Raw genomic sequence first — 25,613 nt, 5'->3', positions numbered from 1 at the left:
ACTGACCGAACGATCAGTTACTCGCGAAAGGAACGATTCCCGCAATGACAAACGAGAACACCGCGCAGCTTGTCCCCAGCTTCCTCGCCGGGCAGTGGGTCACGCCTGACAACCCCAGCAAGATCACCGATGTGCACGATGCGTCCACCGGCGAGCTGGTCGCTCGCGTGAGCGCAGAGGGCCTCAATATTGCTGCGGCCGTCGATTATGCCCGCACCACCGGCCGTATAGGCCTGCAGGCGCTTACCTTCCACGAGCGCGCCATCAAGCTCAAGGAACTGGCTCTTTACCTGCAGGAGCACCGTGATGAGCTCAACGAGCTCGCGCACAAAACCGGCGCCAACAAGCGCGATAACTTCGTCGACGTCGACGGCGGCATCTCCACCATGTTCACCTTCTCTTCGAAGGGACGTCGCGAGCTGCCTAACTCCACCGTCATCCCCGACGGCGAGGCTGAGGTCTTCTCCAAGGACGGATCGTTCATTGGCCAGCACATCTACACCTCGATTCCGGGCGTGGCCGTGCAAATTAACGCCTTCAACTTCCCGGTCTGGGGCATGCTCGAGAAGTTCGCGCCGGCTTTCATCGCGGGCGTACCCTCCATCGTGAAGCCAGCCACCCCTACCGGTTACGTCACCGAGGCCTGCGTACGCCTCATGCTGGATTCCGGCATCCTCCCCGAGGGATCCCTGCAGCTCATCTCCGGTTCCGCGCGCGATTTGCTGGATCACCTCGATTACCGCGATCACGTGGCCTTCACCGGTTCCGCAGCCACCGCACACACCCTGCGCAGCCACCGCAATGTCGTGGAGGGCGGCATCCAGTTCAGCGCCGAGGCCGATTCCCTGAACGCGGCCATCCTAGGCACCGACGTCACCGAGAACTCCCCCGAGTTCGAAGCCTACGTCAAGGCCGTCTTCGGCGAGATGACCGCCAAGGCTGGGCAGAAATGTACCGCCATCCGCCGCGCTATCGTGCCGCAGCACCTCGTCGATCCCGTCATCGCAGCGCTGAAGGCACGCCTCGAGGCGAAGGTCGTACCAGGCGATCCGCGCGACACTAACGCCACCATGGGTCCGCTGGTCTCCGTTGAGCAGCGCGAGGACGTCGCCACTGCAGTGCGCACGCTTGTCGACGCCGGCGGCGAGCTCATCTGCGGCGGCCCCGACGAGCTCGAGGGCGCATTCTTCGCACCGACGATTCTGCGCTTTGCAGATTCTCGCACCCCAGCCGTGCATAACACCGAGGCCTTCGGCCCGGTGGTCTCCTTCATCGGCTACGAGACCCCTGAGGAGGCCATCGAATTGGCGGCCCTGGGTGCAGGCTCACTGGTCGCATCCGTCGTAACCCACGACCCAGAGCTAACTGCCCAGCTCGGACGCGGTATCGCCGCTCACCACGGCCGCCTGCATTTCCTCGACCGCGACGACGCCAAGACCTCAACCGGCCACGGCTCTCCCCTGCCGCACCTAGTCCACGGCGGCCCGGGCCGCGCCGGCGGCGGCGAGGAGCTCGGCGGCGTGCGCGGCATCAAGCACTTCATGCAGCGCACCGCCATCCAGGGCACCCCAGACCACCTCACGGCAATTACCGGCCAGTGGCACCGTGGCGCGGCCGTTAACCGCGTGACCCGCGCCGATGTGGAGGCAGGCACCGGCACACATCCTTTCCGCAAGGATCTGGCAACGCTCAAGGTCGGCGACCAATTCGCTTCCGATCTGCGCAAGGTCACCTTGGAAGACATCACGGCCTTCGCCAACGAAACCGGCGATACTTTTTACGCCCACACCGACGAAGAGGCCGCCACCGCGAACCCCTTCTTCCCACGCCGCGTCGCACACGGCTACCTCCTGGTCTCCTGGGCCGCAGGCCTTTTCGTGGAGCCGGCGCCGGGTCCCGTTCTGGCAAACTACGGGCTAGAGAACCTGCGTTTTATCAACCCTGTCACCTACGACGATTCCATCCGCATCGAGCTCACCGCCAAGCGCATCACCCCGCGCGTGACCGACGACTATGGCGAGGTCTGCTGGGATGCTGCCCTCTACAACCAGCACGACGAGCTGGTTGCGTCCTACGATGTCCTGACCCTGGTGGAGAAGGTCGACACCATCTACGCGCAGCAGTAATACGAATAGGCGTCATTGCCGCCACGATTAAGGAGACTGCGTCACAGGTCACATTCCTGCCGTATGCTTTTGTGTATGAAAGAGAACTCAGTCATTATCGTCGGCGCTGGGCTGGCAGGAATGGTCGCAGGTTACGAGGCCATCAAAGGCGGCAAGCACGTCATCTTCCTCGAGCAGGAAAACCGCAATAACCTGGGCGGACAGGCCTTTTGGTCGCTTGGCGGCCTGTTTTACGTCGGCTCCCCTGAGCAAAAGCTCATGCGCGTGAAAGACTCCGAGGAGCTGGCCTGGCGCGACTGGGCCAACTCCGCCGACTACGACGAAGTCACCACCGAAGACTCCCACGACTACTGGCCACGTAAGTGGGGCCGCGAGTACGTTCGCTTCGCCGCAAATGAAAAGCGCTCTTACCTCAAGAAGCTAGGACTTAACGTGCTGCCCACCATTGGCTGGGCAGAGCGCGGCTCGGGCGACGCCTCCGGGCACGGCAATTCAGTCCCCCGCTTCCATCTCACCTGGGGCACCGGCCCTGAGGTAGTCCGTGTATTCCGCGAACCTCTTGAGAAGGCCGAGAAGGAAGGCAAGGCGGAATTCCACTTCCGCCACCGCGTGGACGAGCTCATCACCGAGGGGCACGGGAGCGCACGGCGCGTCGTCGGCGTGAAGGGCTCGGTCCTGGCGCCCACCGACCAGGTGCGTGGCGAGGCGAGCGGAAGGGACGTCGTCAAGCAATTTGAGCTCCGTGGCCAGGCCGTGGTGATTGCCACCGGCGGCATCGGCGGAAGCCTTGAGAAAGTGCGCACCATGTGGCCCACTGAGCGCTGGGGTAAATGCCCAGAGGAGCTGGTCAGAGGTGTTCCCGCGCATGTCGACGGCCGCGGAATCGACATCGCCAGCAAGGCCGGCGCCAACCTCGTCAACCAGGACCGCATGTGGGCCTACCCCGAGGGCATGAGCAACTGGGATTCCATCTGGCCAGAGCACGGCATCCGCATCATCCCAGGCCCATCCAGCCTGTGGCTCGACGCGGAAGGCAATCGCCTGCCCACCAACCTCTTCCCTGGTTCGGATAACCTCGCCGCACTGTCGCACATCACCAACACCGGACATGGCTACTCCTGGTTCGTGCTCAACCAGGAGATTGCGGACAAAGAGTTCATCTTCTCCGGCTCCGAGCAGAACCCCGATCTCACAGACAAGGAGTTCAAAAAGCTGGCCGGCAAGCTCGGCCCAGGCACCCATGTGGCCATCAAGGCTTTCATGGACAACGGCATCGACTGGGTTGTCGAAGATAACCTAGAAGACCTGGTCAAAGGCATGAATTTCATCAGTCCAGAGGGTTCACCCAAGATTGATGTGGACCAACTGCGCAAGATCATTGAGGATCGCGACGCGCAGCTCGACAACCCGTTCTCCAAGGACGCTCAGGTCAACTACATTCGCATCGCTCGCGGTTTCTTGGGCGACAAGTTGATTCGCTGCGCAGCCCCGCATCGCTTGCTCGACAAGGGCCCACTCATCGCGGTGCGCCTCAAGGTGCTCACCCGCAAAACGCTGGGCGGCATCGAAACCAACCTCGATGGCGCCTGCCTCAATACCGACGGAACCGTCCTGACCGGCCTGTATGCCTGCGGCGAGGCGTCCGGCTTCGGCGGCGGGGGCATGCATGGCAAGAACGCGCTCGAGGGCACGTTCTTGGGCGGCTGTATCCATTCTGGCAAGCGCGTAGGCGAGGCTCTCGCGCGCAGCTAAGATGGCCCATCATGGACATCTTTTTGGAAACCGTCGACGAGCTCCACGAGGTCGCGCGCTCCCATGAGGACCCCGCGTTTGACGAGGTCCTCTATCACCGCGATCCTTCAGGCATCTGCATCACTGCGATGACCTACGAAGATGAGCAGACCGCCGTGGTCACCTACCGCGGCCCGGCCCAGCAGGGCACCATCTACAGGGCCACGCCTTTCATCGGGGTGGTAGAAACTGCAGGTAAGCGCTTCGCAGCGCTTGTCGACGCCCCCTTTTCCCTCCCCGCCGGCAACCCTGCCGGTGGCGAGGCTTTGCAGGACACGCTGTACCCCGCACTCTTGGCCACGCACGTGGAATCCACAGGTCACCACGCTATCGAGGACTTCGAGGCCCCCGACACGGAACGCTTCTACAGCAATTACAAGCCCAGCATGCTGACCCCGCGGGTGCGGGTGACGGGTGAGGTAAAGGACGTCGCGAAGCACGTGCATGAGCTCACCGAAAATGAATTCTGGGTGGGCCAAGTGGCCGGGTTTGCGGTGGTCTTCGAGGAGGAACCGCCCGCACACGCGGCAATCGACGCCGTGGCGGTCTGCGCTACTCCTTTCTGGGACGAGGCCTAGACCTGTTCGCGGCGCGGCTTGTCGACGCCGCGCCGACGCACCGCGATGGTCAGCAAGATAATGCCGCTGAGCAGGAATGCGAGCGCGCGGAAGATACCGCTTGTGGCCGCGAGATCGAAGAAGGTCAGCTTGGCCACCGCCACAATGGCAAGCAGCACGCCGATGGCGGTAAAGCGCTGGTCCGCGGCAAGAAGCAGGCGGGCAGCAAGGACCATCCACGCCACAGAAACCAAAGCGTGCGAAGCCAGGTAGGCAGTCTTGAGGCCCGCGGCTCCCGCCACGATGGCGGCTGCCGAGGCGATTGTGCCTACCGCGGCAAGAAGACTGAGCAGGAGTACAAAAAGTAGCAGTGCGGCTGCGACTTCGCGGCGCTCGTAGTGGGGAATACGCTGGCGCAACAGGTAGCCCGCGATGAGAGCCACGGTGAGGACGATGCCCTCAGCAAGTGGCTCCATGCCAGCGAGGGCAGGCGGATCAAAGAGCACACCGCCGAGGAGCGGGGAGAGCACTATGAGCGAACCCAGGAACCAAGCGGCCAGGACGAAAGCATTGCGCATCGCTTGGAAGAGCAGCACGAATGCTGCGAAGAAGAGCCCGCTTAGGACAAACGTCAGGACTACAGCCATGGTCCCTGTGGGGGCTGTGCCGGTCCAGCCCGCCATGGTGTCCAGCATGACCAGGGCATAGACCACAGGGATAGCACCAAGTGCGCAATCTTTGATGACGGAGTTGCCAAGCCAGGCGATCCCCACGATGACAGCCAGGGCAGCAACGGCCATCCACTCGGCGAGGATGGTGTCCGCGCGAATGAGGGCAGTGACCAGCAGGAAGCCCGGGGCGAGCAGCCCCAAGAACGCAAAGCCAAATTCCGCCTTGGCGGTGGGGAAGTAGACCACTATGGCCACAGCCGCGATGGCGAGCAGGCTGCACACGATGGCGATCCACAACGAGGGCAGACTGAAGAGGGTGCTGCGGGCGGCGACTTCCGTCATGACCACGGCAAGCCCGATGCCAGCGATAGCGCGCAGCACCTCGGCCATGCGCTCACTGCGGCACAAGACGCTGTAGGTGGCGGTAACCAACGGGATCACGACAACGAGCATGGCACCGCCGACGTGCGCGGGTGCCACTGCGCTGGGGTAGGAGAGTGCGGCGATGCCTGCGCCTGCGGCCATCCACTCTTGTGTGAATGAGCCCTGACGGAAACGGTGGGCATAACCCACGAATCCGCCGTAAATGAGCGCCATGAGCACCGCGCCCAGCCACACCGGCCACCACCCGAGCCACGTGACCACCAGGAACGTCGTGGCCAGCGCCGCAAATAGGGAAGTGGCCACCAAGGCGGTCGCACCGGCCGGTGCTGCCTTGTCACGGAACCACCAGCCCGCGCCGAGCAGCGCAGCAGCAACGATATAGGCCAGAACGACGCGGCCCACTGGCCCCAGCAGGCCCGCCTGAATGGCAAGTCCCACAAGGAAGGCCACGCCCGCCAGGGTGATGACGGTGCCACCAATAGCAACCGCACTGATGAGCGTCTTCTCGCGGTCCCGCGGGGTACGCGGCCGCGGGGCCTGCCGCGGGTAGGGAGGCGGTGCCGCGTGCGGCTGGGGCTGCGCCGCCGGTTGCGCTTGCTGCTGCACTGGAGGTGGCGCAGGGGCCTGCTGGGGTGGGGTGGAAATTGGCTGCACCTCGGGCACGCCGGCCGTCTGACGTTCGAAATCGCGGAGGCTGGCGCGGGCGTCGCTAAGTGCTTGCTCGGCAATGTCGAGCCGGCGCAAAGCGTCCCTGAGCAGCTCTTGGTTTGGATTCATGCTTTATGATTTACCGCGAAACCCCCGTGTCTACTAGCGCACGTAGTATTTCGTTATGCCTTTGAAACCTTTCATCGGCTGGGATATCACCCAATGGCGCGAACATGCCCTGCGGCATGGCCCCGAAACTGGAAAGGACCACCTGTGAGCGTGCAGCTCGTGGCCTCGACAAGCAGCACAAATAGGGGAGAGGGCCTGCCCCTTGATGTGGCGCAGGCCCTCTGTTTGTGATGATTTAGCGCTTACTTAACCACCAGGTTGACCATGCGGCCAGGGACGTAGATCTTCTTGACTACGTTCTTGCCCTCGGTCAGCTCGACGATGCGGGCGTCGGCAAGCGCGGCGGAAACCACGGTGTCCTCGTCGGCGTCGGCAGGCACGTTGACGCGCGCCTTGACCTTGCCGTTGATCTGGACTGGAATCTCAATCTCGTCATCTACCAGGTACTTCTCCTCGAAGGTGGGGAAGGAGGAGTAGGTGATGGTCTCGGTGTGGCCGAAGCGCTTCCATAGCTCCTCCGCGATGTGCGGAGCAATCGGGGAGACCAACTGCGCAATCGGCTCAACCGCAGCACGCGGAGCGCCTTCGGCGGAGTTGCCGTAGGTGCGCGTCAGGTAGTTGACGTACTCGATGAGCTTAGCCACCACGGTGTTCAGACGCAGGTTCTCATAATCATCACGCACACCGGCGATGGCGCGGTGCAGGGCCTTGAGATCATCCTCGGTGAGCTCGGCGTCGCTAGTAGCAAGCTCTCCTGTCGTCTCGTCTACAGCCAGACGCCACAGACGCTGCAGGAAGCGCTGAGAACCGACGACGTCCTTGGTTGCCCACGGGCGGGAGGTATCCAGCGGACCCATGGACATCTCATAAACGCGCAGGGTATCGGCGCCGTAGTCGCGGCAGATGTCATCCGGAGCCACGGCATTCTTCAGGGACTTGCCCATCTTGCCGTACTCCTGGTTGACCTCTTCACCGTTGTAGTAGAACTTGCCGTCCTTTTCCTCCACCTCGGCAGCCGGGACGTAAACGCCACGGGAATCGGTGTAGGCATAGGCCTGGATGTAGCCCTGGTTGAACAGGCGGCGGTACGGCTCCTTGGAGGAAACGTGGCCGAGGTCGAAGAGGACCTTGTGCCAGAAACGGGCGTAGAGCAGGTGCAACACCGCGTGCTCGACGCCGCCGACGTAGAGGTCCACGCCGCCTGGATCGCCAGCGCCGTGCTCCTCAGGACGAGGGCCGGTCCAGTAACGCTCGTTCTCCAAGCTGCAGAATTCTTCCGAATTCTGCGGGTCAATGTAGCGCAGCTGGTACCAGGAAGAACCTGCCCACTGTGGCATGACGTTGGTATCGCGATAATACGTCTGGGTGCCCTGGCCGAGGTCGAGTTCTACCTCAACCCATTCGCGGGCCTTGGCCAGCGGCGGCTGCGGGGAGGAATCGGAATCGTCTGGGTCGAAGGAGACCGGCTTGTAGTCTTCTACCTCCGGCAGTTCGACCGGCAGCATGGACTCTGGCAGCGGGTGAGCCTGGCCTTCAGCGTCATAGACGATGGGGAAGGGCTCGCCCCAGTAACGCTGGCGTGCAAACAGCCAGTCGCGCAGCTTGTACTGGATCTTTTCGCAGCCGATGCCCTGCTCCTCCAGCCACGGGATGATGGCCGCAATTGCCTCTTGTTTGGACTTGCCGTTCAGGTCGATGGATTCGTTAGCGGAGTTAACGGCCTTGCCGGACTCAGTAAACGCTTCCTTACTGATGTCACCACCAGAGACAACCTCCGTAATTGGCAGGCCAAATTCGGTGGCGAACTCGTAGTCACGCGTATCGTGCGCCGGCACCGCCATGATGGCGCCGGTGCCGTAGCCGGTCAGAACATAGTCAGCAATAAAGATCGGAACCTGCTTGCCGTTGACCGGGTTAACGGCATAGGTGCCCAGGAAGACGCCGGTCTTTTCCTTGTTCTCCTGGCGCTCCAGGTCAGACTTTGCGGCGATGGACTCACGGTAGGCCTCCACGGCCTCCTTCGGATCATCGTGGCCAAAGGTCCAGCGGCTGTCGACGTCGTCGTCATACGGGACGGGGGAGAGCAGGGCGTCGACAAGCTCGTGCTCTGGAGCCAGCACCACGTACTCAGCGCCGAACAGGGTGTCAGGGCGAGTGGTGAAGACGGTGATCTTGTGGCCTTCAGCGGTGAAGTCCACCTCGGCGCCGCGGGAGCGACCAATCCAATTGCGCTGCATGGACTTGACCTTCTCCGGCCAATCCAGAAGCTCCAGATCGTCCAGCAGACGATCGGAGTAAGCGGTAATGCGCATCATCCACTGGGACAGGTTCTTGCGGAAGACCGGGAAGTTGCCGCGTTCGGACTTGCCCTCTGCCGTGACCTCCTCGTTTGCCAGCACGGTACCCAGGCCAGGGCACCAGTTGACGGTGGAGTTAGACAGGTAAACCAGGCGGAACTCGTCCAGGGCTGCGGCCTGTTCGGCTGCAGTCAGATCGGAGTAGTAACGGCCATCCTTGGTCTTGCGCTTTCCTACCTCGAGCTCCTTGACGAGCTCAGACATTGGGCGCGCCTTCTGCTGCTCCTCGTCGAACCAGGAGTTGTAAATCTGCAGGAAGATCCACTGAGTCCACTTGTAGAACTCCGGGTCAGTGGAAGCGACCGAGCGGCGCGGATCGTGGCCCAGGCCCAGCAGGCCCAGCTGGCGGCGCATGTTCTCGATGTTGGCCATCGTGGTGGTGCGCGGGTGGGTACCCGTCTGGATGGCGTACTGCTCGGCCGGCAAGCCGAAGGCGTCATAACCCAGGGTATGCAGGACGTTCTTGCCCAGCATGCGGTTGTAGCGAGCATAGGTATCGGTAGCGATATAGCCCAGCGGGTGGCCCACGTGCAGGCCCGCACCAGATGGGTACGGGAACATGTCCTGGATGTTGAGCTTTTCCTTCGGAAGGGCGCCCTCGCCCTCCGTGGCTAGGTCGCCGACGGGGTTCGGCGCGTTAAACGTGCCATTGTCTTTCCAGTACTGCTGCCAGGTCGACTCGATCTGGGCCGCGAGCTCCGGCGTGTAGCGGTGCGCGGTGGAATCACTCGGGTTAGTCATGGCTCCACAGTCTAGCGCCCTAACAAGCTCCGGAGCACGTCAGGGCGGATAAAACTTCAATCTATTCGGCCGCTCCGATGTATCGCGCGGCCTCCACTCCGACCGCGCGCCGTCGGACGCTGTCCGCAGCGCTGTCTTTGCCCGTAATCATTCCGGTAACCTGCGCCACTTTGACTAATCCCATGGGTTAATGAGACGGACTCCAGTATTCTCAAAATCCTTGACATTACGGGTGGCACATACAGCACTATTGGCTCGGCATACTGCTGCTATCTGCGCATCGACAGTAGAAATTGGCTGCCCGGACTGCCTCCGTCTGGAAACTACTTCGGCGTATTCCTGCGCAGCCAGAAAATCAAAGGAAAGGATTGAGTACATACCGAGGACACGATCTAAGACCGTGCGCAACGTGGCCTTCTTCCTTCCCTCTGGCAAGATAGCCACGCCAGCATAAAGCTCCGAAACAGTCATGGCAGTGACAAATGTACGGGCCTCGATGCTTTTCATCCAACTCAACACTTTGTCATCCGGAAGCGGTTTAAGCACCTCAGATACGACATTTGTGTCCAGTACGATCATTTAAAAAGCACCGCCCGCGCTTCATCATCACGTGGTGGAGTTTCCAATTCAACCGCGGCATCTCTGCTTGCTTCATAAAGAGCAATCCCAATGTTCTTCGGTTGCACAACGTCAATAAGAATGGCGCGCACCTCCGCTTCCATTGAGCGGCCATTGTCCCGCGCACGAGCCACGAGCGCTTCTTTTATCGCGTCGTCAAGGTTTCTTACTACCAATGAGGCCATCGCACTGCCCACCTTCCCGTTGATATCAGTAACGATATCACTTTCGGGCAAACCCCTCTAGACCTTCTTGACCACCGCCGGTTTCAACGTCATGGCGCCGAAGCCATCAATCTTGCAGTCGATGTTGTGGTCTTCCTGGCCCGTTCCAGCATCAAAGTTCAGGCGAATGCCACGGACCTTGGTGCCGGACTTTAACGGCTGCTGCGCACCCTTGACCTTGAGGGTCTTGGTGACGGTGACTGTGTCGCCGTCGGCAAGCGCGTTGCCCACAGAATCAACGATTACCTGGGGCTCAGCGGAGTCGGTGTCCGCACCAGCGGCGGTGGCTTCGAACTCGTGCGCGCACTCCGGGCAGACGATGAGCGGCGGCATCTCGTAGGTGTATTCGGAGGAACATTCAGGGCATGGCGGCAACGTCGCAGCTGCATTTTCAGTCATGAGAGGGATTCTAACCTGTGCTCGTGCCTACGGCTGAACGCCGTAGTGGGTAATTGACGTTCAAAAGAGTTCCCCTCAAAGTTCGATTCTTATTAACCCGTGCGTGGTCCCGCTGTTACTCCGCCTGCCTAGATCTATGCGCGGTTGATTCCACTCTCACTTTTGGAACTTGCCTCTTTCTATTCCTATCTCTCTTTAAAGTCCCTAAGACCTTAAACATAGAAAGCTCTCTCATGCGCAACTTCTCTCGCGCCCTGCGCGTTAGCGTGGCCGCAGTAGCCACTACCGCCCTGACCACTGGCCTTGTCGCCCCGGCACACGCCGCTGCTTCTGGCCCGAAAAATGTCATCTACATGATTGGTGACGGTATGGGCTACGGCCACATCGCCTCCAACAATCTCTACGAGTCCGGCCAGTCTAAGTACCTGGTTGAAGGCGCATTCGGTGCTGACACCGCCAAGGAGCTCGAGGGCGAGTCTGTCCAGGCATTCGAGGACTTTAACCGTCTGTCCATGACCACCTTCCCGCACGGCGGCTCCTACGACCCAGCCAAGGCATGGTCTGACCACGAGTACATCAAGCAAGGCCCTACCGACTCTGCTGCGGCCGGCACCGCAATGGCCACCGGCTCCAAGGTTGATAATGGCACCCTGGGCGTCTCTTCCTACGGCCACGAGATGGAAAACCTCTCCGAGCGCGCCATCCGCGAGGGCAAGTCCGCAGGCGTCGTCACCTCCGTACCGTTTGACCACGCCACCCCAGCCGCGTTCGCGGCGCACAACAAGAACCGCAACAACTACCTGGAGATCGGCGATTCCATGATCAACTCCGATCTCTCCGTCATCATGGGCGCGGGCCACCCTGAGTACAACGACGACGCTCAGAAGGTTGCTGCCGGTTCCGAGGACTACTCCTACATCTCCAAGGAGAACCTCGCTGCGCTTCGCGACGGCTCGAAGGGCTGGGAGTTCACCGATAACACCGCCGGCTTTGAGTCCCTGGCTGCTGGCAACGTAGAAGAGGGTAAGAAGTACTTCGGCCTGGCACCAGTTGCTACCACCCTGCAGCAGAACCGCTCCGGCGATGCCAAGGCGAAGGAGCCAGGCACCGACCCGAAGAACGACATCGTCGACCTGCCGACCATGACCAACGGCGCACTCAACGCCCTGGGCCAGGACGAGGACGGCTTCTCCCTCATGATTGAAGGCGGCGCCATCGACTGGTCCGGCCACGCAAACCAGACCGGCCGCGACATCGAAGAGGTCCAGGACTTCAACGCGGCTGTCGACGCCGCCATCGACTGGGTTGAGAAGAACTCCTCTTGGGAGGAAACCCTGCTGATTGTCACCGCTGACCACGAGACTGGTTACCTCTCCGGCGCGGATGAGACCGACGCTTGGAAGCCACAGACCGGCACCAAGGGCACCGCTCCGACCCACGAGTGGTACTCCACCAACCACACCAACCAGGTAGTACCGTTCTTCTTCATGGGCGCCGGCTCCGAAGATATCCAGGCTAAGGTTTCTGGCACCGACCCAGTCCGCGGCGAGTACATCGACAACACCACCGTGGCCAAGCTGGCCCTGGACGAGTGGTGGTTCAACACCGCTGAAGACGACACCGACAACCCCGGCGATACCGACAACAAGCCATCTAACGGCGGTTCCTCCAACGGCTCCTCTTCTGCAGGCGCTGGCCTGGCTGGCGCCGGCGTGATGGCCCTCATCTTCGGCATCATCACCGCTGCGGCTCAGGCCCTTGGCCTGGTCAAGTTCGACTTCAAGGCTCTGCAAGACCTCATCAAGCAGTTCGCCTAATGCGCTAGCCGACGCCCCGCCACTAGGCCACGGGCAAGCACCAGCCCTCGTCTCCCCACAGACGGAAACACCGTCACTTTCTAGGGGATGACGAGGGCTTTGGACGTTTTCGCCGCTGAAAGGACACAGTCAGAAGACAGGACGGAAGGATAAGTCTTATCCGAAGGGCAAAGCCGCTCTGGTCGGTAGGTGAAGTGCCCTAGGTTTTGTTCCGTTTGAGTAGATGGGAAAATCTTCGAGCATGCCGAAGAAGTTTGATCAGGAGGTGAAGGACCGAGTCGTCCACTTGGTAGAAGATCCAATTCTGGCGGAGAATATTTCGATGCAGGAAGCAGGCAAGAACGTGGCACCCATAGCTGGGTGTTTCGTGGCGCACAGCGAAGCAATGGACGCAAGCCCGCTCGACGTGAGGGACGCGTTACTAAACGGTTGCCTGAGGACCTTGTGGCAGAGGTCGCCAAACTGCGTCGAGAAAATCACCAGCTACGCGACACCAACGGGTTGTTGAAGGCTGCTTCGGCTTTTCGCATCCGAACTCGACTGAGAAACGTCGGAAATGATCCTGTTCATTAATCAGTATCGGAATTGCTTCTGCGTCGAGTTCATCTGCCAGACGTTAAACATCCACCGTGAAGGCGGCTTTTTACTTCGCGTGGGTACCGCCAGTCTAAAACCCGGGGCTTAAGCGCCCACAGTCTTGGCGACGCTGTTTTCGTGGAGCATAGTCGCAACGTTCATTTCCGAAAATTACGGCGTCTACGGCGTGCGGAAGATGTAGCGCGTGCTAGTCCGTTAGGGCATTGACATTGGTCGCGAGCACACAGCGCTTCGCATCTAGCGAGCAACACTCTGTTGAAAACATCGCCAACTCACGCTGATCAGAATCGACGTCATCCATGAACTGCGGAAATAACAGATGCGGGGCGAATGGGATCTTGCCCGAGCTCACTGCAAATCCGCAGAACTGGCGGACCAGCTCAACGTTCGCCTCGGTGTCGCCCGAGTAGGGCGAGCAGATATAAATCAAGGGCCGGTAGCCGAATTGTTCACGCCGAAGCTTCTTGAGCGCGTGTTAGCTCGTCAGGTCCAGATAGCCTTCAGAGTTCTTCTTCGAAAACCCACTATCAAGAGTCGCGACGGTCATGCTTACACCTGACCCTCACGCTCAATCACTGGCAGAATGCCGAGCTGGTTCTTGAGAACCTCGTAAATGAACAGTCGGCCCTGCTGGGTCCAGTACATGTGGGTGCGGGTCCGTCCTTCGCCGTATTCGTGGGTCTTGGACTGGGTGAATCCTTGCTCGGCGTACTTGGCGTAGAGGAACCAGCGGCCAGACTGATGGAACTGCACGTGAGCATCACGCAGGATCCGGTTGAGCTTCTTCGCACTCAGCCCGTAGTCCTTCGCAATCGCCGTCGTCGTTAACAACGAATCGGACTGCAACACAACGTCGTAGTACGAGACTTTCGGTGCCGCTTCAAGCAAAGCTTGCTCTGCTGCCAATCGCTTGGCCCGCTCGGCACGAAGCGTGGCGATGGCATGCTCAAGGAACTCATCGTCAGCAAGGAGTTCGTCGTATGCATACATGCCGTGGCGGAGAATCGTCGGCAACACCTCATCGAACACCCAAGCCTCAAACTTCTGCGCTGCCGGGAGCTTCGAGAAGATGATCAGGCGGTAGAGGTCACCTTCGGTGATGAAGGTGGCTTCTTGTTCGCATCCCATGGCGTCGACGATGGGGTAACGTTTTAGACCCCCATCGGCGTGAGCATGATCGCGTACTGCCTTGCAGGGATTGGCATACCCGAGCGCGGCGGCGATATCCTTCCCACAAAACAGGATCTGACCATCATTGGTGATGACGCGAATGGTGCCGAACACGTCGTTGGTAAATGTTTGAATCTGGTTTCCCATGGCGGGGTTCCTTTCCGAGACCCCGTCGAGAGAAAGTCGTGCCGGGCGGCACAAGGGTTAAGGGCCTCACCCCACTGCCGACACCACCGAAAGTGTTAAATCGGGTATCCTCAACCGCCTGTCGGATCAGCGGTTTCACCTCTGCCACCAGCTGCGATACCCGAGCACGGGTCAACCCCATATCGCGCGCCACTTGCGCCTGATTGAGCTTGCTGGTTGCGAGAAGGCGCGTCATCACCTCACGATGCTGAGGATCCAAACCAGCGATGACGTCACGCATAACCTCGAGCTCACGGGCACGCTCGACGGTGTCTTCACGTTCAATAACCTGATCCTCGGCGCTGATACCCGGTGAAGCTGGATCAAGATCGATGTCGAGCATCTGCTCATACGAAAACGGCTTGTTATTCGGGATGCGGCATCCACGTCGAGGACCGCACCCAGCCCCGCACGTGCATTTCTTCTTACCCTTGCCGCGATCGGCGCGAACCGCCTGATGCGTGGCAGCTTCCTCGGCGTTCCACAACTCGTCCAGGATTTTCTGTGCGGTGCGGGGCTTAACCTGATCAAGCGGAACACCAGTAGCTGCAGCACGTTGCTGCCGGTCGGTAACGATCATGAGAGCGAACTCGCTAGGGTCAATGTCGAAAGTGTCAGTGATGGACTCGTTCTTGTTGTTATCTGCTTCGTGCTTGAAGGTGACCTTCATCGAAGGATCTCCATTTCTCCGGGAATCCCGGTGATTTGGAGACCTGATCTGTTTGGCTCAGATCACTGGTGAGAACTGCTAGGAAGACGACAAAGGCGAGCCACCCCACCCGTCCCTCAACAAAGAGGGGTTGGGTGAGGTGACCCGCCGAGCGCTTCCAGAGCAGGTCTCACTAGTGAATCTTTTGTCGAACCCCACGGCCTGCACCCGCCATAGGGCTTCGCTCATCCGCCAGATGAGCTCCCGAACAATCACGCTCAGGCTTCGGAGAACGTCAGTGCCGGTGGCCACCAGCACTACCGCCTCCACTGCTTGGCTCGAGAAGTACTCACACCAGGCAGGAGTGGTTGCGGCTACTTGCCGCGCTTAGATGGCCTGGCCTGCGCTAATGCCGACGCGGCAACAGACTTGGTCCGTTCCGATGAACGACCATCGGTCAGAATCTTCGACGCTTTGGACGCCACCTTCGCCGACGTCTGCTTACGGTTCTTACCCATGTGCTTCACCTCCTTCGCCACGATCAGGGCACCCACCACCAGTTGGTGCGTGTTCATGAGCGTTCGCGCGAGTCGGCGTGCGATAATGAGATGACAGTTGTTCGTCTCGTCGGCTCGTGTTTTGCTCACATACTCATCAAACGCTGTGGTTTTGGGACTTCAGATCGTTGAGGGAAGCAAAAACTGGGACTTCTGGGACTAGTTTTGGGACTCGGCATAGAGGAGCGTGACGCATATGGGTTTGCCCGAGTTTTGTCGCGCTGTTTACAAGCGGAAGAGTCCCATCACTAACCAGGCAAAATTCGTCCAAGCCGTATTCCAACACGCTGGCAGTGCAGAGCGGTTAGACGACGAGTACGCACGCAAGATCTTTACCGGGGCAAAACCGATCTCCGAACCGCAATACGAGTCATTTCCTACACAGGTGAGCAAGAAATCGTTGCATGATTTCCTTCTTGCCCACCTGAGGCCCCTCCCAAGCACGAAGCGCACGTTGGATGATCGTTGCCAAGAAGTCGGCAAAGATGCCGGACTGCCCTCAACCCTCACTATCGAACCAGAAGCATTCATTTGGGCACTCACAGATTGGTTCGACGCGATCATCCATGACCCAGACCATTGCGATGTCCTTGAACACTGCTACCAACTTCGCCTTGAAGACCAGGAACCAGAAGAAATAAACCCCGCGCCGCAGCCGCTCTATCAAGGAGATCGCGTCGACGTGACGCAACCGCCCGCACTGCAAAAACACAAGCCAGGATTTTGGGTCGAGTTCACTCACACATGGACACTGCGCAACGTTGGCAGCATCGACTGGACCAGTCGGACACTCATCTGTACGAATCCAACAGACCCGCGACTACGACCCGTCGGCACCACACAGATCGCCATTCCTGACAGCCCACCGGCGACAGCGAAGTTCATCAAGATTTCTTGCACGTTTCGGGCGCAAGGCTATGAAGGTGCTGCCTCAAGCCACTGGGAAATGCGCAACCAGGAAGGCGAGAACTGCTTCCCTCAAGCGACTACAACATTCAATGTCAATGCCACAGTTATTAACCCGGATCTTCACGCGATAAGGCAGGAACGATGAGCGAAGCTGAATTAGAAAACTGGGTCACCATGAAAGAAGCGCAAGCCCACCTCGGGGTGCGCCGGGAAACCATCACGAAATGGATAACAACCCATAATCTCCCTGCCTATAAAGTCGGCAGGGTCTGGAAGTTCAAACTCTCAGAAATCGACGAATGGGTCCGCACCGGTCAAGCCGCAGAAGAACCACATCCCAACACCCCTCACGAGCCTAAGGAGGAACGCTAATGCCAGAACTGAACTGGGTCGGCAAAGACAAGGTGATCACCCACCACCTCGACGTTCCCTACCGCGTCCTCGACCGCCAATACTCATATGACGAGCACGGCCAACACGATGGGGACAACGGCTCACAGAACATGATTATTCATGGTGACAACCTCGAAGCCCTCAAAGCTCTACTACCAAAGTACGAAGGCAAGGTTGACTGCATTTATATCGATCCTCCCTATAACACAGGCAACGAAGGCTGGATCTACAACGACGCCGTCAACGACCCACGAATCAAGAAATGGCTTGGCGAAGTCGTCGGCAAAGAAGGCGAAGACCTCTCCCGCCATGACAAATGGCTATGCATGATGTACCCACGGCTAAGACTTCTCCATCGCCTGCTAGCCAGAAACGGATTGATTGCTGTCTCGATAAGTGACACAGAGCTGTCCAACCTAGGCTGCATCATGGACGAAATCTTTGGCCCTGCAAACCGACTTGCTTGTGCGCCAGTGCGCTCTGAACCAAGTGGAGGGAAAGATAAAACGGCCCTGCGAACAGGGCACGAATACATTTTGTTCTACACCAAGGGTGACCAATCAAGTCTTGTCAAAGAAGAGAAGACAACTGGGAAGCTTGACCTCAAGGACAGCAAGGGCCCGTATCGAAAAGGGCGTGAGTTACGAAAATGGGGTGCAACTTCCGACCGATCAGATCGACCGACGTTGTGGTTCCCCATTACTGCACCCAATGGTGGAGAAGTATTCCCAATCAAGAATGACGGGTCTGACGGCTACTGGCGTTGGAGTCCTGCTCACGCAGGTATGTCAGAGTTATTGGACAATCCTGAGGCTGCTCACTGGGAGAAAACATCATACGACCCAGGGGTTGTTGTAAATGGAGAAACTGAGCGCTGGGTTCCATACGAGAAAATTCGTGACGTAAAAAAATCATTCGGATGGAATACGTGGCTCGATGGCTATGGAACTAACGCCGACGCGACTGCAGTAATCAAGGCAATCTTTGGAAACAAGAAATTCGACACCCCTAAACCACTATCACTAATCGAATGGATTATCGCCCTGCATGGCAATACAGACGGCATCGTCTTAGACTCATTCGCAGGCTCAGGAACGACCGCACACGCCGTGCTCAATTCAAATATGTACGACGACGCAGACAGAAAATTCATCCTCGTAGAGCTCAGCGACTACGCAGAATCAATCACGGCAGAGCGGGCCAAACGAGTGATCGACGGATACCGCACCGATAAGGATGAAGTTCCCGGAACAGGAGGGTCATTCTCTTTCTACGAGTTAGGCGCGCCGCTTCTTGTTGATGGTGATTTGAATCCCGATGTTCCACTTAAGCAGGTTCGTGAGTATGTGTGGTTCACCGAGACGGGGCAGCCGTTCTCGAATCCGCCCAGTGCCCATCCGTATTTCTTAGGACGATATGAGGATGCGGCGTTCTTTTTCGTGTTCGAGCCGGATCGTGTGACGAGTTTGGATCGTGGCTATCTGGCTTCGATTCCTCCTGAGTGTGCGGCTAGTTCGTATGTTATTTATGCCGATACCTGTTTGTTGTCGGATGAGGAGCTGTGCTCGCTGAATATCGCGTTTAAGAAGATCCCTCGGGATATCACCCGTCTCTAAGGAGTATTGGACATGGAGTTGAAGAAGTATCAAAACCGGGTGGTTGCCGATCTGGAGGATTTCCTGATGCAGGTCAACGAGCAGCCCACGCTGAGTGATGCTTTTAAGGTGTTTTGGGAGTCTCACCAGATCGAGGTTGGCACCCCGCAGATGCTGGGCTACCAGAACGTGATCGATCGCGTCCCCCACGTGTGTTACAAGGTTCCAACTGGCGGTGGGAAGACGTTCTTGGCTTGTGCGTCGGTGAAGCCGATTTTCGAGGCGCTGCCGCCGACGCGGAAGAAGGCCGTGGTGTGGCTGGTGCCGTCAGATTCGATTTTGACGCAGACGTTGGCTACGTTGAAGGATCCCTTACACCCGTATCGACAAAAGCTGAATACTGATTTCGGTGGCCGAGTTGAGGTGTATTCGAAGGAAGAACTGCTGGCTGGTCAGAATTTCAGCCCATCGACGGTGGCTGAGCAGTTGTCAGTGATGGTGCTCTCGTATGACTCGTTCCGCTCACGGACAAAGGATGGGCGTAAGGCATACCAAGCGAACGGGAATCTGGCACCATTCGCGACTGCGTTTGGTGCCCCGGAGCAGCCGATCGAGAACGCGGATGAGACTGCACTGTTTCAGGTGATTAACCAGTTGAATCCGGTTGTGATCGTGGATGAGTCGCATCACGCGACGAGCACGTTGAGCCAGGAGATGCTCACCAATTTCAATCCAGCATTCATTCTTGATCTGACCGCAACCCCGAAACGACAAGCGAATGTGATCTCGTATGTGGATGCGCTCTCACTCAAAAACGAGAACATGGTCAAACTTCCAGTCATCGCATATAACCGGGCGTCACAAAAGGATGTTGTCACTGACGCGATCGACCTTCGCCGTTCACTAGAAATCGCCGCAACACAACAGCACGAGAATGGCGGCTCCTATATTCGACCGATCGTGTTGTTTCAAGCTCAGCCGAAGACCAGCGAGGACGCTACCTCGTTTGAGCGGCTGCGCGACAAGCTCGTCAAAGCTGGTATTCCTGCAGAACAGATCGCGATCAAGACCGCCGACGTGAACGAGCTCAAGGGCGTTGACCTGCTGAGCAAGGAGTGCCCAATCAGGTTCATCATCACCGTGAACGCGTTAAAGGAAGGTTGGGATTGTCCCTTCGCCTATATTTTGGCGTCGTTGGCAAACAAGACCAGCCAGGTCGATGTTGAACAGATTCTTGGCCGTGTTCTGCGCCAACCCCACGCTAAGCAGCAACCGAACATGCTGTTGAACATGAGTTACGTGTTGACCTCCTCGAACGATTTCGGGGCCACGCTCAATCAGATCGTTGCGGGTCTCAACAGTGCAGGATTCTCCAAGCGCGACTTCCGCGCAGCCGACCAAATAGCTTTCGACTTCACCAACACGAGCCAGTCAACCCAACCTGCCCCGACGCCTGCCGACCCGGAGCAGAGTGTGGATGTAGAAGAGTTTTTGGAGTTTGACGAAGAAGCGGTTGCAGCTGATCTGGATGCGCGAGACGAGTCCATTAGTTCACAGGATCCTTCGCCGGATCCGACGGTTGCTTCGATGATCGAGCAGGCGGTTCAGCAGGGTGTGGACTATGAGCAGGAGGCCGAAAAAGCCGCACAGATGGGTGAGGGTTACGTTCCCTCGGATTTGAAGGATGCTGTGGACACGAGCTTCGTGAACCCCGAATTTGCTGACGAGATCGAAACCCTTCGCCTTCCCCAATTCGTCATCCAAGAACCCGGATCAGCATTGTTCCCTACTGCTCATGAGGGATACAACGAGCTCAAGCACGAGGCACTAGCCGGTGACTTTGACTTAAAGACGAAAGACATCGACATTGACCTGTCAACGGCAGACGAGCAGATGTACAAGATCGACGTGCGAAAAGACTCCGAGGTTCCTAAAGCCTTCCGGATGTCGAGTACCGATCAGAAATTCATGCGCGAACACTTCTCGAAACTGAGCGTCGAAGGACAAAAACGCAACACGGCAATCGCCATCTACGATCGGATCAAACCGATCAATTCGATCACTGACTCTGATTTGCGCGCATACATTGTGCGGATGGTTGAAGCGTTCGGCACCGAGCAGCTGCTGACCTATCAAGAGCACCCGCATGCGGTAGCAAGCAAGGTCAAGCAAAAAATCGATGGTCTTTTGGAAGCGCATAAGGTCAAGAGGTTCTATGAGGACATCGAAACCCGGCGCGTTGACGTTCAAGCGCTATACCCGTTTCCGAAAGCGATCCAGCCCATTCATGCCAGCTCCCTGATTGGCGGGTCGCTGTATGAGGCCGAAGACAAGATGAACGGCTTTGAGCTCGAACTCGCTGGTCGTTTCTCCGGAATGGACAACGTTCGCTGGTGGCACCGCGTCATTGAACGCAAGGGTTTTTGCCTCAATGGTCCGTTCAATCACTACCCAGATTTCGTCATGATGACCACCAGCGGCACCATCGTGGTTGTCGAGTCCAAGGGCGAGCATTTGAAGAACGACGATTCTAACCGCAAGATCAGGCTCGGACGGGCGTGGGCGAACATGTCTGGCAATGGCTATCGCTACTACATGGTCTTCGAGGACGGAGTCACTCCTCCTGACGGGGCGGTTACTTTGTCGGAGCTCGTGCGTATCCTCGAAAAGCTCTAGGCGGGAAGGACACCTTTTGAGAGAAGACGAGATGGCACAGGCGACGATCACGCCAACGCTGCGAGGCGACACGTTTGAGTCCACGTTCACCGAGGTGGCGCATTCGAACACGTTAGGTCTTCGAAACGAGGAACAGTTACGACTGTTCCATCTGTCTGTCCAAAGCAACCGCTTCGACCACACAGCCCTCGTCAGGTTCCTCAAACGCAACGTTGGACGCTACGTCTTCTCCCGCGCCGAATACGAAGGCTATAAGCAACGAGACGATCTCGAAGAAGTCGCTCTCGACGCGGTAAACCGGATGCGTTCACAACAAGACGGCATGGGGTTAGGTGAAATCTTGCTCTACGTCCTGCTCGAACAAATCCTCGAAGCACCCAAAGTGATGAGTAAGATCGAGCTCAACCAAGCCCGAGGCCAGATCCACAGCCGCTGTGACGCCATCCACCTACTCATACCAGACGGTCAGCGAACCACCAGCAGTATCGTGTTTGGAACCTCCAGCGTTGTGGGCAATATTGGGGATGCCATCACTGCAGCATTCGACCGTGTTGTAGATATCGAGCAGAATCGCTCAGACGAGGTTCAGCTCGCCGAGCAGACCGTGTTCACCAAGACTCTCGACGCAGCGACCGCAGGCTACGTGAAGGATCTGCTGATCCCGAAGCCGGGTGGGGCACCCGTGTTCGATACTGCCTATTCGATGTTTCTGGGCTACGACATCGGTTTGAATCCGAAGAACTACGACAATCAGCAGTATCGGTCTGCACTCGATCAGAAAATGCAGGTAGATATCGCCGCGCACGCCCAACGCATCGCCGACGAGATCAACACACGAAACTTGGATAACTACTCGTTCTACATTTACGTTCTGCCCCTCAACGAAGTAGACGTTGACGCGGGCGCAATCATGGATGGGTTCGTGGGCGGGCCAGGTGGTAGCCATGTCTGACAAGCAAGTAACCGTCGGCGATCTCGTATTTTCCGACATCGATTCCAACGAATTCCTCAAACAGTTGTACACAAACCTGCTCTACAACTACGGCTTACATCGGTTGGGGCTGGTGGATCGTCAACCATACGATGTGGATCTTGAAGCAGCGCTGCGGTTTGCGGATCTGCTGTCGAAATCAATCCACCCTAACAATCGTGACCGGCACAGGGTGTGGGCGCAAGAAATCGCGCTCCTGTGCCACATCCTCTACCCACAAGACGCACGAACGAAAGCATACGTTCCTGCAATCTTCACCACGCTAGGTAACTACCCAGGCCTGAAGCAGCTGGGCGTGACTTCCGATGCAGGCATCCTCGACGCCGCATTCAATGCCTACCAGGCCGAATACCTCACCGTACCCGGTGACAAATCGATGAAGTTTTTCGCGCCGCAAAAGAAAATCTACGGCCGCCTCACTGACGGCAAGTTTTCCTTCTCAGCCCCGACATCCTTGGGCAAGTCCTTCATCATGCGCACTTTCATCACCAACCAGATCATATCCGGGGTGAAGGCCAACTTTGCGGTCATCGTGCCGTCAAAAGCGCTGATTAACGAGACCCGCTCGAAACTGATCGCTGACCTTGGCGAAGACCTGGAACGGCACAACTATCGAATCGTCAGTGCCGCTGGTGACATCGTGCTCGAAGGCGATCACAATTTCATCTTCGTGCTTACCCCAGAACGGTTGCTTTACCTTCTGATCGGCAAACCTGCGATCGAGTTCGAGTACGTCTTTTTCGACGAATCGCACAAGCTTTCAGGCAAGAACAGTCGCGCCCCGTTCTACTACCAAACCGTGACGATTCTTCAACACCGCCACAGGCCACCACACTTCGTCTTCGCTTCACCCAACATTCCCAACCCAGAGGTACTCCTAAGGCTGGTTGATCCAAACTCTGACGAGAATGAAACCAACGCAGTCGCAACCCAGTATTCGCCAGTCGTGCAGTTCAAATACCTCGTCAACCTGCACGAGAACACCATTTCCAGCTACAACGACCACACCCAAGAATTCACGCACCTAGCCTCGCTTCAAGCTCAGCACGCTACCGCACAGGGCGTAACCCGATTTGTTAGTGAATCATCACGACGATCAGATCACCGTGGGCAAACCATCGTGTTTCATGCTGCCCGAGATCACGCAGTGCAAGCGGCGCGTGCCTATGCCGAGGGTTTGGCAGACCTCAACGATAAAGACTTGGACGCTCTCGCAAAAGACATCGAACGCGACGTCCACGAGGACTACTACCTCAGCGGTCTCATCCGTAGAGGCGTCAGCTACCACATCGGCTACCTTCCACCAGCAATCCGCGAACGCATCGAAGGCCTGTTCCGCGAAGGCAAAATCTCGACACTATTTTGTACCAGCACGCTTCTAGAAGGAGTCAACCTTCCCGCCGACAACCTCGTCATCACAACCAACAAAGTCGGCAAAGCAGGAATGACAGCAGTCGACTTCAAGAACCTGATCGGCCGAGTCGGGCGTATTGAGTTCAACCTCTACGGCAACGTATTCATCATCGTGGGCAACCAACTTGCATCCGAGCAAAAAGCCAAGGAACTCCTACAAGCGAACGTTCCTGCACAGAAGCTATCCGTGCAAACTGACTCACAAATTATCAGCAAGAAAATGAAGCAAGGGGTCGTTGCTGATCTCCAAAAAGGACAGATCGAGTTCGCCAAGGGAGATGAAAGCTACGAACGCTACAACATGAAGCGCAAATTCGGACTCATGCTCTTGCGCGACATCACCACAGGACGTCAAAGCCTAGTGCGTGAAGAATTCTCCGACTACCTCGACGACCAAACCGTCAGCCAAATCCGCGAATCCTTCGCACAACGAGAAGGGCAACAAGACGACGACATCAACGTATCCGTCGACCAAGCAGAATCCTTAACTCAAGCTGTCCGAGCCGGACTCAACTACCCACGCATCTCCCCGGACGGGAAGTTCAACTACGACGAAACTCTCGCGTTTCTCCAAAGGCTCGCCTCAATCTTCAAATGGCGCGTCTACGACCCCGAAACACTCGGAAAAACAGATAAGTACAGCAACCAACTCACGATGCTGCGCTGGTACACCGTATTGCTCACACAATGGATGGAAGGTCACGGACTCCGTTCGATCATGAACCGTGCCCTCCAGTACCGCCTGCAACAAGGAACGCTCTATGTCAAAGGGCAAGGAGCGATCCGTTACGAGAACACGCTCCAGCACCGCAACATCGTCATCAGTGAAATCTTGAAAGTTCTTGAAGATGTCATCCTCTTCAGCCTGTCGAACTACTTCCTCAAATTCTCCAACGAATACAAGAAGGTCCACGGGGTAGAGCAGTTCGGCAACGACTGGTACGAGTACATCGAGTACGGCACAACGAAACAGGAAACTATTCTTCTCCAACGGCTGGGATTCACCCGCGAGAGCGCCACCTACATTCGAACCAACGTCTCCAATGCAATCTTTCTTCACGAAGGAACGCCCTACCTGAACCCGATTCTTCTCGAAAGCTCGAACATCAACGTCCGCAAAGAAGCCAACGAAATCAGATACAACGTGCCAGAAGCCTTCTCGATGCCAGGTTTCTTGTTCTAACACCCTCGTCTGATACCCGCTAACGCAAGCACTCGCGCAGACCCCCTTAGGTCGAAACGCGCACCTGCCGCGCGGACGTCATGGCGACGAGCATCAGATCACCGGACCTCCAGCGAGCCAACGAACAACCCCAGAAACGACAAAACCCATGCTCAACAGGGGCTCAAGGGCTCAAGCTGCTATTATCATTTTCGACGTCTTAATATCCAATGTCATCATCCGACTCATAGCTGACACTATGAGTCGGGTGATGGTTGACGCTTTGATGGTTACTGTTCTGAAAATGGGCGGTGGCCATTGGACCTGACCCCGCGAACATGAGCATCCCAGAAGCCATAAGCCGGGCTGTTCGCTTATTGCCGTCGAAGTAGAAGTGGCTACGTGTGGCAGAGCAGAAGTAGGCCAGTCCACGTTCAATTGGGCATCAAGCAACGCCAGGGAGTCGAGCAACTCAGCATGTGCAGCATGCAGCTCCGCAGCTGGATCAAACTCAACAAATCCACCGTTCATGAGGCGCACCCCCCCACCGTCACCGGTTACTGAGCCATCACCACGAAACAGCCCGACGCAGCCGACAAATCCAAAATCTGTTGCTGCTCAGCTGGGTCCTTTCCGCCGACGGTTACGCCATCGAGAAGCGTGCGCTGCTCCGGCAACGTAAAGGTATTTCCCTCCAGCGCGGTTGCATTCCAGACGAGGTCCAGCAGTTGCCGCGTGAGACGATAAAACGCACGCTCAGTACCCAATCACGAATTCGAGGCCCAGGCGGCGCGCACACTGTGCAGTTCATAGCCCAAAACCGTCATGACCTTGCACAAGCCGCCACAGCCCG

At 57.7% G+C, this 25,613-nt stretch carries 19 protein-coding genes and 1 pseudogene; 11 read left to right on the top strand and 9 right to left on the bottom strand.

What is annotated here, in order from left to right; all coding sequences use genetic code 11:
* Positions 1-44 precede the first annotated feature (44 nt).
* The 3 genes from paaZ to HMPREF3169_RS04440 all read left to right on the top strand — a co-directional run bounded on the left by paaZ (position 45) and on the right by HMPREF3169_RS04440 (position 4,495).
* Positions 45-2,126 (top strand): phenylacetic acid degradation bifunctional protein PaaZ, encoded by a 2,082-nt coding sequence (paaZ, locus tag HMPREF3169_RS04450; protein ID WP_070455803.1) that lies wholly within the window; start codon positions 45-47, stop codon positions 2,124-2,126.
* A 75-nt stretch (positions 2,127-2,201) separates the two neighbouring features.
* Complete coding sequence (locus HMPREF3169_RS04445; protein WP_070455840.1) at positions 2,202-3,878, top strand: FAD-binding dehydrogenase; 1,677 nt, start codon at positions 2,202-2,204, stop codon at positions 3,876-3,878.
* 11 nt (positions 3,879-3,889) lie between these two features.
* Positions 3,890-4,495 carry a hypothetical protein gene (locus tag HMPREF3169_RS04440; protein ID WP_070455802.1) on the top strand — a complete coding sequence of 202 codons (606 nt, stop codon included), beginning with the start codon at positions 3,890-3,892 and terminating at the stop codon, positions 4,493-4,495.
* Here the strand turns inward: HMPREF3169_RS04440 and HMPREF3169_RS04435 are convergent.
* From HMPREF3169_RS04435 to HMPREF3169_RS04415, 5 genes are all read right to left on the bottom strand, one after another.
* Entirely contained in the window at positions 4,492-6,306 is a 1,815-nt protein-coding gene (locus HMPREF3169_RS04435) for a DUF2339 domain-containing protein (protein WP_070455801.1), read from the bottom strand. The genes HMPREF3169_RS04440 and HMPREF3169_RS04435 overlap by 4 nt on opposite strands.
* Positions 6,307-6,548: 242 nt before the next feature.
* Positions 6,549-9,404 carry a leucine--tRNA ligase gene (leuS, locus tag HMPREF3169_RS04430; protein ID WP_070455799.1) on the bottom strand — a complete coding sequence of 952 codons (2,856 nt, stop codon included), beginning with the start codon at positions 9,402-9,404 and terminating at the stop codon, positions 6,549-6,551.
* Positions 9,405-9,578: 174 nt separating this feature from the next.
* Entirely contained in the window at positions 9,579-9,983 is a 405-nt protein-coding gene (locus HMPREF3169_RS04425) for a type II toxin-antitoxin system VapC family toxin (RefSeq protein ID WP_070455797.1), read from the bottom strand.
* Positions 9,980-10,258, bottom strand: a complete 279-nt coding sequence (locus HMPREF3169_RS04420) for a FitA-like ribbon-helix-helix domain-containing protein (RefSeq protein WP_246815593.1) — start codon at positions 10,256-10,258, stop codon at positions 9,980-9,982. Before HMPREF3169_RS04420 ends, HMPREF3169_RS04425 begins: the two co-directional genes overlap by 4 nt.
* 6 nt (positions 10,259-10,264) lie before the next feature.
* On the bottom strand, positions 10,265-10,645 hold the full coding sequence (locus HMPREF3169_RS04415; protein WP_070455794.1) for a zinc ribbon domain-containing protein YjdM: 381 nt from the start codon (positions 10,643-10,645) through the stop codon (positions 10,265-10,267).
* A 233-nt stretch (positions 10,646-10,878) separates the two neighbouring features.
* Here HMPREF3169_RS04415 and HMPREF3169_RS04410 point away from each other — a divergent pair, with 233 nt between their 5' ends.
* Together HMPREF3169_RS04410 and HMPREF3169_RS13570 are read left to right on the top strand one after the other, a co-directional pair.
* A complete protein-coding gene (locus HMPREF3169_RS04410) occupies positions 10,879-12,462 on the top strand; it encodes an alkaline phosphatase (protein ID WP_083286056.1) in 1,584 nt (527 codons plus the stop codon).
* Between the two features lie 215 nt (positions 12,463-12,677).
* Positions 12,678-12,872, top strand: a pseudogene (locus HMPREF3169_RS13570) (hypothetical protein).
* A gap of 736 nt (positions 12,873-13,608) precedes the next feature.
* Here the strand turns inward: HMPREF3169_RS13570 and HMPREF3169_RS04395 are convergent.
* The 3 genes from HMPREF3169_RS04395 to HMPREF3169_RS04385 all read right to left on the bottom strand — a co-directional run bounded on the left by HMPREF3169_RS04395 (position 13,609) and on the right by HMPREF3169_RS04385 (position 15,639).
* Complete coding sequence (locus HMPREF3169_RS04395) at positions 13,609-14,376, bottom strand: phage antirepressor (protein WP_070455792.1); 768 nt, start codon at positions 14,374-14,376, stop codon at positions 13,609-13,611.
* Positions 14,312-15,085 (bottom strand): sigma factor-like helix-turn-helix DNA-binding protein, encoded by a 774-nt coding sequence (locus HMPREF3169_RS04390; RefSeq protein ID WP_210387456.1) that lies wholly within the window; start codon positions 15,083-15,085, stop codon positions 14,312-14,314. Before HMPREF3169_RS04390 ends, HMPREF3169_RS04395 begins: the two co-directional genes overlap by 65 nt.
* 353 nt (positions 15,086-15,438) lie before the next feature.
* Positions 15,439-15,639 carry a hypothetical protein gene (locus HMPREF3169_RS04385; protein ID WP_070455838.1) on the bottom strand — a complete coding sequence of 67 codons (201 nt, stop codon included), beginning with the start codon at positions 15,637-15,639 and terminating at the stop codon, positions 15,439-15,441.
* Between the two features lie 178 nt (positions 15,640-15,817).
* Between HMPREF3169_RS04385 and HMPREF3169_RS04380 the strand changes: the two genes are divergently transcribed.
* The 6 genes from HMPREF3169_RS04380 to HMPREF3169_RS04355 are packed head-to-tail and all read left to right on the top strand — an operon-like array spanning position 15,818 to position 24,781.
* Entirely contained in the window at positions 15,818-16,675 is an 858-nt protein-coding gene (locus tag HMPREF3169_RS04380; protein WP_070455791.1) for an NBR1-Ig-like domain-containing protein, read from the top strand.
* Entirely contained in the window at positions 16,672-16,902 is a 231-nt protein-coding gene (locus tag HMPREF3169_RS04375) for a helix-turn-helix domain-containing protein (RefSeq protein ID WP_070455789.1), read from the top strand. The genes HMPREF3169_RS04380 and HMPREF3169_RS04375 overlap by 4 nt, the downstream gene beginning before the upstream one ends.
* Positions 16,902-18,539, top strand: a complete 1,638-nt coding sequence (locus HMPREF3169_RS04370; protein WP_070455787.1) for a site-specific DNA-methyltransferase — start codon at positions 16,902-16,904, stop codon at positions 18,537-18,539. Before HMPREF3169_RS04375 ends, HMPREF3169_RS04370 begins: the two co-directional genes overlap by 1 nt.
* Before the next feature lie 12 nt (positions 18,540-18,551).
* A complete protein-coding gene (locus tag HMPREF3169_RS04365) occupies positions 18,552-21,194 on the top strand; it encodes a DEAD/DEAH box helicase (protein ID WP_070455785.1) in 2,643 nt (880 codons plus the stop codon).
* Between the two features lie 16 nt (positions 21,195-21,210).
* Positions 21,211-22,146, top strand: a complete 936-nt coding sequence (locus HMPREF3169_RS04360; RefSeq protein WP_210387454.1) for a HamA C-terminal domain-containing protein — start codon at positions 21,211-21,213, stop codon at positions 22,144-22,146.
* On the top strand, positions 22,139-24,781 hold the full coding sequence (locus HMPREF3169_RS04355) for a DEAD/DEAH box helicase (RefSeq protein ID WP_210387452.1): 2,643 nt from the start codon (positions 22,139-22,141) through the stop codon (positions 24,779-24,781). Before HMPREF3169_RS04360 ends, HMPREF3169_RS04355 begins: the two co-directional genes overlap by 8 nt.
* Positions 24,782-25,317: 536 nt before the next feature.
* Here the strand turns inward: HMPREF3169_RS04355 and HMPREF3169_RS13245 are convergent.
* A complete protein-coding gene (locus tag HMPREF3169_RS13245) occupies positions 25,318-25,527 on the bottom strand; it encodes a hypothetical protein (protein ID WP_070455781.1) in 210 nt (69 codons plus the stop codon).
* Between the last annotated feature and the right edge of the window lie 86 nt (positions 25,528-25,613).

Origin of the sequence: Corynebacterium sp. HMSC08C04 (assembly GCF_001807495.1) — a bacterium.
In the GTDB taxonomy this organism is placed as follows: domain Bacteria; phylum Actinomycetota; class Actinomycetes; order Mycobacteriales; family Mycobacteriaceae; genus Corynebacterium; species Corynebacterium simulans.
Note: the sequence above shows the minus strand (reverse complement) of the source record. Positions and strands in the feature narration are given on the sequence as shown.